9 protein-coding genes are annotated in these 12,844 nt (G+C 71.5%); 2 read left to right on the top strand and 7 right to left on the bottom strand.

What is annotated here, in order from left to right; all coding sequences use genetic code 11:
• Window positions 1-96: 96 nt before the first annotated feature.
• From GSY65_RS23420 to GSY65_RS23390, 7 genes are all read right to left on the bottom strand, one after another.
• Window positions 97-1,152: a BMP family lipoprotein gene (locus GSY65_RS23420; protein ID WP_159772078.1), complete on the bottom strand. Its 1,056-nt coding sequence runs from the start codon at window positions 1,150-1,152 to the stop codon at window positions 97-99.
• A gap of 450 nt (window positions 1,153-1,602) precedes the next feature.
• On the bottom strand, window positions 1,603-2,661 hold the full coding sequence (locus GSY65_RS23415) for a BMP family lipoprotein (protein ID WP_159772076.1): 1,059 nt from the start codon (window positions 2,659-2,661) through the stop codon (window positions 1,603-1,605).
• Between the two features lie 373 nt (window positions 2,662-3,034).
• Window positions 3,035-4,285: an amidohydrolase gene (locus GSY65_RS23410; RefSeq protein WP_159772073.1), complete on the bottom strand. Its 1,251-nt coding sequence runs from the start codon at window positions 4,283-4,285 to the stop codon at window positions 3,035-3,037.
• Between the two features lie 1,015 nt (window positions 4,286-5,300).
• Window positions 5,301-6,464 carry a hypothetical protein gene (locus GSY65_RS23405; protein ID WP_159772070.1) on the bottom strand — a complete coding sequence of 388 codons (1,164 nt, stop codon included), beginning with the start codon at window positions 6,462-6,464 and terminating at the stop codon, window positions 5,301-5,303.
• A 43-nt stretch (window positions 6,465-6,507) separates the two neighbouring features.
• A complete protein-coding gene (locus tag GSY65_RS23400) occupies window positions 6,508-7,452 on the bottom strand; it encodes an N-acetylneuraminate synthase family protein (RefSeq protein WP_159772067.1) in 945 nt (314 codons plus the stop codon).
• A gap of 13 nt (window positions 7,453-7,465) precedes the next feature.
• A complete protein-coding gene (locus GSY65_RS23395) occupies window positions 7,466-8,821 on the bottom strand; it encodes an N-acylneuraminate cytidylyltransferase (protein WP_159772064.1) in 1,356 nt (451 codons plus the stop codon).
• A 35-nt stretch (window positions 8,822-8,856) separates the two neighbouring features.
• Complete coding sequence (locus GSY65_RS23390) at window positions 8,857-10,215, bottom strand: DUF6716 putative glycosyltransferase (RefSeq protein ID WP_159772061.1); 1,359 nt, start codon at window positions 10,213-10,215, stop codon at window positions 8,857-8,859.
• Window positions 10,216-10,413: 198 nt separating this feature from the next.
• Between GSY65_RS23390 and GSY65_RS23385 the strand changes: the two genes are divergently transcribed.
• Together GSY65_RS23385 and GSY65_RS23380 are read left to right on the top strand one after the other, a co-directional pair.
• A complete protein-coding gene (locus GSY65_RS23385) occupies window positions 10,414-11,391 on the top strand; it encodes a glycosyltransferase family 2 protein (protein ID WP_159772058.1) in 978 nt (325 codons plus the stop codon).
• Window positions 11,388-12,722: an alpha-2,8-polysialyltransferase family protein gene (locus GSY65_RS23380; protein ID WP_159772055.1), complete on the top strand. Its 1,335-nt coding sequence runs from the start codon at window positions 11,388-11,390 to the stop codon at window positions 12,720-12,722. The genes GSY65_RS23385 and GSY65_RS23380 overlap by 4 nt, the downstream gene beginning before the upstream one ends.
• Window positions 12,723-12,844 lie beyond the last annotated feature (122 nt).

The raw sequence follows: 12,844 nt of genomic DNA, 5'->3' as shown, positions 1-12,844 counted from the left end.
GGTTACCGGCGACTCCGGGGAGGTGCGGGCCGGGTGGGCGGCTCCCGCACGGCCGCACGACCCCGGGGTCGCGTATCTGCTCGAGGTCCTGCTCGGTCAGCTGGTCCTGACCTTGATCTCGCCGCTGATGATCTTCTCCTTGGCCGTCTCGATGGCCTCCTGGAGCTTGGTGTCGTCCTTGAACGTGGGGTTCGAGTCGGCGAGACCGACCTCACCGCTCTTCAGATCGCCCCTGACGATACCGGTCTCGGGCTTGCCGTCCTCGACCGACTTCGTCAGGTTGTACACCGCCTTGGCGACGTCCTTCATCGCGGAGGTCAGGATCGCGTCCTTGTACTTCGCGAGGGCTTCCTGCTGGTACTGGTCGGAGTCGACGCCGATCGCCCACACCTTGTTGGCGGCGGCGGCCTCGATCACGCCCTGACCGGACAGACCGGCCGCCGCGTACACGACGTCGGCCTTCTTCTCGATCTGGCCCTCGGCGGCCGACTTGCCCTTGTCGGGGCTGGAGAAGCCGCCCTCCTCGGCCGTCTGGGTCAGGTACTGGGTGAGCACCTTCGCCTTCGGGTTGGTGTCCTTGACGCCCTGCTCGAAGCCGGCCTGGAACTTGTGGATCAGCGGGATGTCCACACCGCCCACGAAGCCGACCACGTTGCTCTTGGTGCTCTTCGCGGCCGCGACGCCCGCGAGGTACGAGGCCTGCTCCTCGGAGAAGACCAGGTCGGCCACGTTCTTCAGCTGCACGGTGGAGTCGTCCACGATGCCGAAGGTGGTGTCCGGGTACTGCTCGGCGGCCTCCTTCACTGCGGTCGCGTACGCGTAGCCGACGCCGATGACGGGGTTGTAGCCCTGCTTGGCCAGGGAGACCAGGCGCTGCTCCTTGTCGGCGTCCGTCTCGCCCTCGGTGGGCTCGATGTCCTGGGTCTGGTACCCGAACTCCTTCTTCGCCTGCTCCAGGCCCGCGTACGCGGCGTCGTTGAAGGACTGGTCGCCCTTGCCGCCGACGTCGTACGCGATCGCGAGGCCCTTGTCGCCGCCCTTCGCGTCGGAGGAGGACGAGGCCTCCGTCGAGGTGCCGCCACAGGCGGAGAGGGCGAGGGCGAGGGAGGCGGTCGCTGCGCCTGCGACCGCGATGCGGGAAACCCGGCGCATGTTCTGGTGCTCCTAGTCGTACAAGCGCCGGAGGGTACTGCTCAGTGGTGCTTCACAGCGTCGGCGCTGGCTTTCGCCGAGGGTAACGCGCGTAGACCCTGGCGGGAAAGCCCCGGTTGCCCGGTTGTTATGGGGCCGTGTCGCAAGGCGGGCGGGGAGGTTGGCGTGGGGGGTGGGGGGCGATTTGGGTGGGAGCGCGCACGCGGGTTCGTTGTGGCTGGTCGCGGGGTTCCCCTCGGCTGTGAGGGGGTGCCGGCGGGGCGGTGGGGGGAGCCGGGCCCGCGGGGCGTTTTTCGCCATCGGGGACGGCCGGGGCTGCGGGAGGACCGTCGTACGTCATCACATCGGGGCGGCCGGCCCCGGAGAACGTGAAGCGGGCGGGAGCCGTGGTGGCGCCCGCCCGTTTCAGGTGACTGTCACTCCTCGGCCCGCGCGGGCCGGAGTGGGGAACTACTCGGTCTTCACCTTGATCTTGCCGCTGATGATCTCTTCCTTCGCCTTGGCGACGGCGTCGGAGAGGCCCGCGATCTTGGCGAACTCCGGGTTCGAGTCGGCCAGGCCCACGCCGTTGACCTTCAGGTCGAAGGTCTGGACACCGGTGAGCGGCTTGCCGTCCTCGACGGACTTGGCGAGCGTGTAGACCGCGCCGCCGACGTCCTTGAGGGCCGAGGTGAGGATGGAGCCCTTGTAGGAGGCGAGGGCCTCCTGCTTGTACTGGTCGGAGTCGACGCCGATGGCCCAGACCTTCGCCTTGGCGGCGGCCTCGATGACACCCTGACCGGAGAGGCCGGCCGCGGCGTACAGGACGTCGGCACCCTTCTCGATCTGGCCCTCGGCGGCGGCCTTGCCCTTGTCGGGGCTGGAGAAGCCACCCTCCTCGGCCGTCTGGGTCAGGTACTGCGAGATGACCTTGACCTTGCCGCCGCTGGTGTCCTGGACACCCTGCTTGTAGCCGGCCTCGAACTTGTGGATGAGCGGGATGTCCACACCGCCCACGAAGCCGACGGTGTTCGACTTGGTGGCCTTGGCGGCCGCGACACCGGCGAGGTAGGAGGCCTGCTCCTCGGCGAAGACGAGGGACGCCACGTTGTCGCCCTCGACGACCGAGTCGACGATGCCGAACGTGGTCTTCGGGTACTTCTTGGAGGCGGCCTCCATGGCGGGGCCGTAGGCGAAGCCGACACCGACGACCGGGTTGTAGCCCTGCTTGGCGAGGGACTCCAGACGCTGCTGCTTGTCGGCGTCGGTCTCACCCTCGGTGGGCTCGATGTCGGCCGTCTTGTAGCCGAACTCCTTCTCGGCCTTCTGCAGACCCGCGTACGCCGCGTCGTTGAAGGACTGGTCGCCCTTGCCGCCGATGTCGTACGCGATCGCGAGGCCCTTGGCGCCCTTGCTCTCGCCGTCGCCGCCGTTGCCGCTCTCGCTGCTGGTCCCACCACAGGCCGTGGCGGCGAGCGCCAGCGACGCGACCCCCACCGCGACGCGGGTCAGTTTGGAAATCCGACGCATCTTGAAGTTCCCCATCTTCTCCAAAGCCCCGCAGCCGGGTGCTCAGTTCGGCGCACATTAACGCGCGTAGACACTCCTGGGAACGGGGTTTCGGCTGGCCGTTATCCATTCGTGCCGATGGCCGGTTACGTCCTCGTGAACCATGGGATCGAAAGGGACGCTTGGGGCAGAGCCCTCACGTGTCTCTCGCGTTCCGTGTCCGCGGGGTGACTCAGGCGTGACGGTGCGCGTGCCGTACGGGGCCGTACGCCACGCGCACCAGGCTGCCGCGAGGGCGGGGGCGCCGCAACCGGAGGGCGGGTGCGGATCGGGCACCGACTCCGTGGAGGCGGTGCGCCGGACTCCCGCGCCGGCCCCTGGCCCGGTGACAGGGCTAGGGGGCCGTGGTCTCGAGGACCTGCATCCGGGCGTCCAGGAGGGCCGCGGCGGTGAACAGTTCGACGCCCACGGTGATGGCGTGCTCGTCCGCGTCGAAGTCGCCCTGGTGGAGGTCGCGGACCGTGAGGTCGCCCGGGCGGCGGACACCCAGGCGGGCCATGGCGCCGGGGACGTGCTCCAGGTACCAGGAGAAGTCCTCGCCGCCGAGGCTCTGCTCGGTGTCCTCGACTGCCGTGGCGCCGCGGCGGGCGGCCATGGCGTCGTGGATCAGCTCGGTGACGACGGGGTCGTTGACGACCGGCGGCACACCTCGGACGTAGTTGATCTCGGACTTGGCGCGGTGCAGGGTCGCGACCTCGGCGATCGCCTCGTGCACCAGGTCGGGCGCCTGCCGCCAGGCGTTGATGTCGAGGCAGCGGACGGTGCCGGACAGCTCGGCGTGCTGCGGGATCACGTTCGGGGCGTGGCCCGACTCGACGCGGCCCCAGGTCACGGACAGCCCACTGCGGGCGTCGACGCGGCGGGCGACCAGCGCCGGCACGTCGGTGACGACGCGGGCGGCGGCCGTGACGAGGTCGGTGGTCAGGTGGGGGCGCGCGGTGTGGCCGCCGGGGCCGTCGAGGGCGATCTCCAGGCGGTCGCAGGCCGAGGTGATGGGACCGTGGCGCAGGCCGATACGGCCGGCGTCGACCCTCGGGTCGCAGTGCACGGCGATGATCCGGCCGACGCCTTCGAGGGCGCCGCTCCTGATCACGTCGCCCGCGCCGCCGGGGAGGACCTCCTCGGCGGGCTGGAAGATCAGCCGTACGGGGCGCGGCAGCTGTCCCTTGCGGTGCAGGTCGGTGAGGACGAGCCCGGCGCCGAGCACGACGGTGGTGTGCACGTCGTGGCCGCAGGCGTGGGCGCGGTCCGGGACGGTGGAGCGGTACTCGCAGTCCACCTTGGTGTCGGGAATGGGCAGCGCGTCGATGTCGGCGCGCATCGCGAGGCGGGGCCGGCCGCCGTCCCAGTCACCGATGTCGCAGATGAGTCCGGTTCCACTGTCGAGCACGCGCGGCCGGAGCCCTGCCTTCTCCAGGCGGGCCTTGATCGCGGCGGTCGTGCGGAACTCCTGGTTTCCGAGCTCGGGGTGCATGTGCAAGTCACGGCGGAACGCGACGAGTTCGGCACGCAGGGCTTCGGGCAGGGTGCCGGGGAGGGCGGCTTCGGCTTCCCCTGGCAGATCGGCCTCGGACTCTCGGGACATCAGTTGGTTCACCCTCTGAAGGGTAGGGCGACCGAGCGACCTTCTCACCCTCGATCAACAAAAAATCAGCCCGTAAGGGGAAGATTTCTGGCCGCACGACGCATACGTATGGTCAGGGATGGGTATACCCGTTCGTCTTTCGGGGCGGGCACACCTCAGGGAGGGGACGCGAACGACGCGGCACCGACGGCGCGACACACCGGGATGACCGGGGCGTCCCTTCGGGAACGCCGGGGTTGCCCGCGAATCCCATCGTCTAAACGTCCGTTGTACCGGAACGATTCCCACGTTCCACGCATACCACGTTCCGGCCGCCGTGATGCGCCGAAGACGTCGCCGGTGAGTCACTGTTCGACTACGCCGAGCGAGACTCACCTGGTACGGGGCCGGGTCGTGAGACGGAAACGAAAGGCGTGACGGTGACCAGGGTCACCACGGTGCGCGAGGGCGGACGGGGGTGGTGCGGTGGCGCTGCGGCGCTGGTGGACGGCTGGCGCTGGTGGACGGCTGCCTGTGAGGGTCGGCCACGGTCCTTGCGTCGCGGCTGAGGCCCGCTGGAGCCGGGCGGGAGGGAAGGAGGGCGGGCGGGGGCGGACTGGGGGCCGGTTGGCCGACAGTCGCCCCTGAAGGGGGACGCGGGAGTCGAGCCCGCCGGGCCTGTCCTCGGAGAACCGGTCGCGGAAGGACCGGTGGCGGTGGCCGGAGCTGTCCGGTGCATGGCACGTACGTACGTGCCCACAGGTGGACCGGGAGCGTCACGTGGACGGTGGGGCCGTGGGACTCGGGAAGGTCACGCCGGTCGCCGGCCGGGCTCAGCGGGGGTGGGCGCGCGCCCCCGTCTCTCCCCGGACGCCGCGCCGAGCACTGCTGCAGGCAGCGGCGGCCCGTCGCGCGGAGCGGGATCGTGGCCGAGCCCGGGGAGGAAGAGGCCCGCTCCGCCCGCGAGGGCCTGCGCCGGCCTGCCGCGCGGCGGCAGGTGGCGGAACGTGTGGACGTCGTGGGCGCGGGCTCGTGGTCAGGCCGGTGCCACCGACGACAGGCGGTGGACGTCTCGTGCCGTGCCCGTGACCCCGGAGAGGAAGCCCTGGGCGCGGGGGGAGGCGGTCTCGGTCAGCCAGCTGGGGTCGATGTCGCAGACGGCGACGCGTACGTCCGTGCCCGCGAGGGCCAGCGGCAGGGTGTGGACCACGGTCGACGGGAAGCTGAGGATGGTGCGGCCGATGGGGCCGCGGCGGGCGATCAGTTCGAGGGGGAGGTCGGGACGGACGATCTCCAGACCCGTCTCGGCGGCGAGGGCGTGGAGCTTGTCGGAGCTCTCGCGGCGGTGGGCGAAGTAGCGGGTCGCGCCGTGGGCCGCGGCGAGGGAGCGCACCGCTTCGAGGTAGCGGTCGCCGTCCACCACGCCGGTCTCCACCAGGGACGTGCCGACGAGGTCCGCGCCCTTGGTGAGGCGGGGCGGGCCGAAGCGGGACCGGGTCCAGGCGAAGGCGTTGGCGGTGACGGTGACACCGTCGGGGGTCTCGTCGATCGGCATGGAGGAGAAGACCTCGACCCGTCGGCCGGCCGTCGGGGTCAGCCGTCTGCGGGCCTTCGCGGAGACCGGGGCGAAGACCAGGTCACGCGGGCCGGGGCGGCCGCCCTTGCGGTGCCAGCGGACCAGGCGTTCACCGCGGGCCAGCTGGGAGACGAACTCCATGGTGGCGGTGCCGTCGTCGACCACGACGACGTCCGGTGCCCTGGTGATCGTCAGCAGGAGCTGGACGTAGCGGGAGAAGGGGTCGCCCAGGACGACGCGGCGCGCGGCGCGCAGCAGCGGGGCGAGCCCGCCGACGGTACGGAAGGGGGCGGCGGTGCCACCGCGGGCCTCCTCCCAGCGCACCTCGTGTCCCTCGTCCCGCGCCAGCTCCGCCATCCGGCGCAACTGGCCACGGGTCATGGGGTCGTTGGGCGAGAGGACCACCAGGGTGAGCCCCGTGCCGGACGCGCCCGCCGAGGGGCGTACGCCGTAGGAGGCGGCGAGCCCGGAGGACGCCCCCGGTTCGGAGGCCGGCCCCGCGCCGGGGGCCTGGCGCGTGCCGAGGGCGTGGGCGTGGGCCCACTCCAGCACGTTCAGGAGCTGTACCGGGCTCTCGACGAAGGCGAGAGTGGGGGGGCCGGCGGTTCCGGCGCGGGGGCTCATCGACGTACGACCGTCGCTTCCCTGGGTGGGTGGGGTGGGGGTGTCAGACGCCGACCGGCTCGCCCGCCGCCGCCGCGATCTCCGCCTCGGCGACGACACCGGTGACGCGGCGCAGCTTCTTCATGGGGCCGAGCTCGGAGTCGTAGACCTTCTTGACGCCGTCGCCGAGGGAGGCCTCGATGGTGCGGATGTCGCGGACCAGACGGGTGAGGCCCTGGGGCTCGACGGAGGCGGCCTGGTCGGAGCCCCACATCGCGCGGTCGAGGGTGATGTGGCGCTCGACGAAGGTGGCGCCGAGGGCGACCGCGGCGAGCGTGGTCTGCAGGCCCGTCTCGTGGCCGGAGTAGCCGATCGGGACGTTCGGGTACTCGGCCTGCAGGGTGTTGATGACGCGGAGGTTCAGCTCCTCGGCCTTCGCCGGGTACGTCGAGGTGGCGTGGCAGAGCAGGATGTTGTCCGAGCCGAGGACCTCGACCGCGTGGCGGATCTGCTTCGGGGTGGACATGCCGGTGGAGAGGATGATCGTGCGGCCGGTGGCGCGGAGCGCGCGCAGCAGCTCGTCGTCGGTCAGGGAGGCGGAGGCCACCTTGTGGGCGGGGACGTCGAACTTCTCCAGGAAGGCGACGGCCTCGGTGTCCCACGGGGACGCGAACCAGGCGATGCCCTTGTCCTTGCAGTACGCGTCGATCTGGCGGTACTCGTCCTCACCGAACTCCACGCGGTGGCGGTAGTCGATGTAGGTCATGCGGCCCCAGGGGGTGTCGCGCTCGATGTCCCACTGGTCGCGGGGCGTGCAGATCTCGGGGGTCCGCTTCTGGAACTTGACGGCGTCGCAGCCGGCCTCGGCGGCGACGTCGATCAGCTTGAAGGCGTTCTCCAGTTCGCCGTTGTGGTTGATGCCGATCTCGCCGCAGATGTAGACGGGCTGGCCGGGGCCGGCGATGCGCTCGGTACCGAAGGTGCGGAGGCGGGAGTTGATGGCAGACATGGTGGAACGTTCCTTACTTGTCGAGGGGGTCGAGAGAGTCGAGAGACGGACCGAGGATCCAGCCGGCGATCTCCCGGATCGCGCCTTCACCGCCGGGGACGGTGGTGACCGCGCGTGCGGCGCCGCGCACGACGTCGTGGGCGCTGCCGACCGCCACGGGCCAGCCCACGAGGGCGAAGCACGGGAGGTCGTTGACGTCGTTGCCGACGTAGAGCACGCGCTCGGGCGCGATGCCCTGTTCCTCGCACCACTGCTTCAGGGCGAGGTCCTTCCGGTCGATGCCGTGGAGCACCGGGAGCTTGAGCTTCCGGGCCCGGGCGGCCACGACCGGGTTCTGTTCCGTGGACAGGATCAGCATCTTCAGGCCGCTGTCGCGCAGGGCCGCGATGCCGAGTCCGTCGCCGCGGTGCACGGAGACGAACTCCCGTCCGTCGGAGTCGATCAGCACCCGGTCATCGGTCTGGGTGCCGTCGAAGTCGAGGACTACGGCGTCGATGTCGTCGTAGGCGGGGAGGGCGCCGGGCCGGTTCGCGTCGAAGAGGGGCGCGAGGGCCTGGGCGCGGGCGAGGTCGTGCGGGTCGTCGATCTCCAGGACCCGGGCGGGGTCGGTGCGGACGGGTTCCGTACGGCCGAAGAAGCGGTGCCGGTGCTTGCGGAGCCCGGCGGCGTCCATGGCGTAGGCGGCACCGGTCTCCAGCAGGTCCTGGGGGCGGTCCTGGCGGCGGGGGCGGAACGACTTGTCGTGGTTGACGCCGTAGCCGCCGGCGGTGTCCGCGGGGGCCGGCCGGCCGTCGCCCGGGGCGACGGCTCCGAGGCCGCCGGCCTCGCCGTGCGCCTCGTGGGCGGCCGTCCGCGCGCCCACCGGGTGCGTCTCGCCGCCGGTGAACTCGTCCGCCGTGTCACGCCAGAGGAAGCCGTGGAACGGGGCGACCGTCAGCGCGGTGTCGGCACCGTGCTCGACGACGGCGCGGGCCACGCCGTCGATGTCCTCGCGGAGGATGAACGGGCTGGTGCACTGGACCAGGAGGACGACGTCGACGGTGACGCCGTGGAGCGCCTCGTGGGCGTCGAGGGCGTGCAGGACGGCGGCCTCGGAGGTGGCGGTGTCGCCGGCGATGGCGGCGGGCCGCAGGACGACCTCGGCGCCGGACTCGCGGGCGGCGGCGGCGATGGCGTGGTCGTCGGTGGAGACGACCACGTCGGTCACCAGCCGGGCGGCCCTGCACTCGCGGACCGCGCGGGCCACCAGCGGCACACCGCCGACGGGCGCGAGGTTCTTCGCGGGGACGCCCTTGGAGCCGCCGCGGGCGGGGATGACGGCGAGGACGCGGCGCTCGGAGGGCGCCCGGTCCGCTTCCGGGTGGGACATCAGTGGGGCTCCTTGCGGGGGCGACGGGTGGCGGCTCACAGCTCCCCCATCCGCCGGATGACGGGTGCCACGCGCTGCACGCCGTGCCGGTAGGCGCCGCGCGCCGCCCGGCGCACGATCTGCCGTACGGGCCCGGCCTGCCGGTCGGCGGCGGGCGCCCCCGGCAGCGGACTGCCGTCGGGGCCGAGGTGGTGGCGGGCGAGGATGCCGGGCAGGTAGCCGGGCGCGGTGACGGGGGTGTAGTACGGCGTGAGGGGCGGGAGTTCGGCGGCGATCAGCTGGGTGATGCGGTCGCGGGCGGCGTCGAAGGCGGTGGCGTAGGAGCCTTCACCGGAGGGGGTGCTCGCGGCGGCGACACCCTGCCGGGCCACCCACTCGGGGTCGGGCGCCGGCTCGTGCCCGGCGTCCAACTGGTCCCAGGAGGCGAGGCATCCGGAGCCGACGAAGTGGTGGTTGCCGAGCGCCTCGCGGATCCCGAGGTCGGTGAGGACCACGGTGGGGATCCGGCGGTGCAGGGACTCCAGGGCGGCCGTGGAGCTGACGGTGACGAGCAGGTCGGTGGTGTCGAGGACCTCGCCCATGTGCCCGTAGACCAGGCGGAAGTTGGACGGCAGATCGGTCTTCTGCGCCAGCTTCTGGTAGGGCAGCTCCTCGATGTGCGTGGTGTGCTCGCCCGGCTTGGAGCGCAGCTTCAGCAGGACCTGGCGGTCCGGGTGCAGCCGGGCGTGCCGGACGAGCCGGTCCAGCAGGTACGTACGGTCCTTGCGGTTGTCCGGGACGGACGGCTGGACGGCGAAGACGACCGTGTAGGGCCTGCCCTCCTGCGCGGACGCGGCGCCCGCGGCCTCGTACGGCCTGCCGCCGAGGAAGGGCAGCGCGACCTCGGTGACCGAGGTGGCGTCGGCACCGACCCCCTCGTAGACGGCGCGGAAACGCTCCGCGTCCTGACGGGAGTTGGCGAGGACGAGGTCCGCGCCGTGCCGCAGCAGCAGACCGTCGGCGAGCTTCTCGTAGACGACGCCGACATAGCCGGTGACGACCACGGGCCGCCTGCTGCGGGCGCCCCAGGCGTGCCGCAGGCCGTGCAGCATCGCCTGGACGCCGCCGCCCACGAGGGCGAGCACGAGGACGTCGTACGACTCGGCCGCCTCCGGTGTGCCCAGGGCGCGCAGGAACTCCACACCCGTCACCTCGCGCAGGGAGTCGGGGCGGACACCGACCTCCTGGAGCTGGCGGGCGGTGGGGGTTGCACGGCCGCGCAGGAGGAAGCCGTCCAGGCGGATGTCCGCGCCCTCGGGGGCGAGGCGGCTCGCGGTGAGCGCACCCCATTTCCACCGGGTGTCGGAATCGGCGAGGACGGCGACTCGCAGGCTGTTCTTAGCACTTGCTGGCACGTCGAAGACGCTAGGAAGGGATTCCGTTGATCGGCCCAACCCGAATGCAACAAAGGGTTAACAGCGCGTCGACGAATGGCGAATCGGGCCGGGAAACACCGGGAATTGTGCCTGGTTCACGGTACCGCCACGCGTCGTTCACCTGGCATCAAGCGGCTGGTCAAGACGAATGCCGGAGGGCCGCCTAACGTCACAGGGGTGGTCAAGCTCTCCGTCATCGTGCCGTTCTACAACGTGCAGCAATACGCGCCCGACACCCTGAAGAGCCTCAGAGCCAACGCGCGTGAGGACTTCGAATTCATTCTCGTCGACGACTGCTCGCGCGACGGGACACCGGACATCCTCGCGCGCGCGGAGCGCGAGTTGCCGGGCGCCGTGTACGTCCGACACGAGCAGAACGGAGGACTGGCGACCGCGCGCAACACGGGCATCGACAGGGCCCGTGGCGAGTACCTGACGTTCCTCGACGGGGACGACTGGCTCGCCCCCGGCTACTACCGGCAACTCGTGTCCGCGATAGAGGAGTTGGGGTGCGACTTCGTCCGCACGGACCATGTCCAGTGCACCGCGCGGGCCCGTTCGGTCCACCGGGTGCCCAACGGGCGGCGGGGCGTGGTGATGAACCCGCGTGACGCGATCCTGCCGGCGGACCGCTCCACCTCCGTGGACTACGCGTTCGCGTGGGCCGGTGTCTACCACCGCCGGCTGGTCGAGCGGGGGCTGCTGCACTTCACCCACGGGCTGCGCACGGCGGAGGACCGGCCCTGGATCTGGAAGCTGCACCGGGAGGCGGAATCCTTCGCGACGGTGGGCCTGCTGGGCGTGTTCTACCGGCGTGGAGTCGCCTCTTCTCTGACCCAGATCGGCGACGTGCGCCAACTCGATTTCATTCGCGCATTCGACCAGGTGATCGCGGAAACAGCTCAGGACCGGGACGCGGACACTCTTCTTCCCAAGGCCGTGCGCACCTATTGCGCAATCATCTCCCACCATTTGGGATCCATCGAAAGGTTCGAGCCTGCGGTGGCACGGAAACTCAAGTCGATGAGCGCGGTCGCGCTGCGCCGCATGCCGCAGGACGTGCTGGACGAGGCGCTCGACTCCATGGACGTCCAGCGCGCGACCAGGCTGCGCCGGCTGCGCCGCCGTCCCGCCGCGACGGGGGCCGCCGCGTGACCACGCAGATCTTCATGGCGTCCACGCTGTACGGCACGGCCACCCTGGCCGCCGCCCTGGACACCGAGTGCTTCCGCCCGGCGGACCGCCGCATCCTGCTGATCTCCAACAACGCGGCGACGCCGGAGACGGCTCCCGCCCTGGACGTCATGCCCGGCTTCGACCGGCTCCGGACCCGCTTCGACGACGTCATCTCCTGGAACGAGACCATCTCCCCCTTCCATCCCGGCGGTTGGTCCCCCCGCATGGACGACGTGCCCCTGTGGGAGCGGCATCTGCGGCTGCTGTGGGGGCTCGGCGACGACGACGTCGAGCTGGCGGTGGAGTCCATCCAGGTCCACCCGGCGCTCGGCTTCACCCAGATCTTCACCGGCGCGCCCGTCACCGTGTACGCCGACGGCCTGATGAGCTACGGCCCCACCCGCAACAAGATCGACCCACTGGTCGGCACCCGGATCGACCGGCTCCTCCACCTGGACCTGGTGCCGGGTCTGGAACCCCTGCTGCTCACCGAGTTCGGGGTCCCGGCCCAGATCGTGCCGACGGACGCCTTCGTGAAGGTCCTCGCCGAGCTGGTCGACACCGGTGACGCGCTGCCCACCGTCGAGGAACCGGCGCTGCTGCTCGGCCAGTACCTCTCCGCGCTCGGCATCCTCACCGCCGAGGAGGAGGAGGACCTCCACGTGCGGATGCTGAGGGGCGCGGTGGCGCTCGGCCACTCGCGGGTGGTGTTCAAGCCGCACCCGAGCGCCCCGGCGCGCTGGTCGCGCGGGCTGGAGAAGGAGGCCGAGCGGCTCGGCGCCGACCTCACGGTGCTCGACACGCCGGTCCTCGCCGAGGTGCTCTACCAGCGGATGCGTCCGGCGCTGGTGGTCGGCTGCTTCTCCACGGCCCTGCTCACCGCCTCCGCGCTGTACGAGCTGCCCGTGGCCCGGGTGGGCACCGGGACCCTGCTGGAGCGGCTCGCGCCGTACGAGAACAGCAACCGGGTGCCGGTCACCGTCGTGGACGCGCTGGTGCCGGACCTGGGCGACCGGGCGGCGGTGGAGGCGCGGAGGCCGGGCATGAGCGTGGCCGACCTCAACCGGCTGGTCCGCGCGGTGGGCTACGCCATGCAGTCCAGGATCTACCCGTCGCTGCGCGCGGAGGCCGAGTCGTATCTGGCGCGGCATCTGAGCACGCACACCCCGCGGTACTTCAAGCGCCGCCGGCTCACCTCGCTGGGGCTGCCCGGCGGTGTCCCGGTGCAGCTCGCCTTCATCCCGCGCAACGCCACCGTACGAAGAGTCGCGCGCCGGGCCAGGTCCCTCAAGCGGGCGACCCTGGGGTGAGCGCGGCGTGACCGGGCGCACGTCCTCGTACGGGATGTACTCGGGCCTGTGCCCGGTGCGCCGAGAGTGCGTGCCGGGCGTCGCGACGGGGCGAACGTTGCCTGCCGCGGCACTAGGGCGTG

The sequence above is a fragment of the Streptomyces sp. HM190 genome (genome assembly GCF_009857135.1).
GTDB classification, from domain to species: Bacteria; Actinomycetota; Actinomycetes; order Streptomycetales; family Streptomycetaceae; genus Streptomyces; species Streptomyces heilongjiangensis.
Note: the sequence above shows the minus strand (reverse complement) of the source record. Positions and strands in the feature narration are given on the sequence as shown.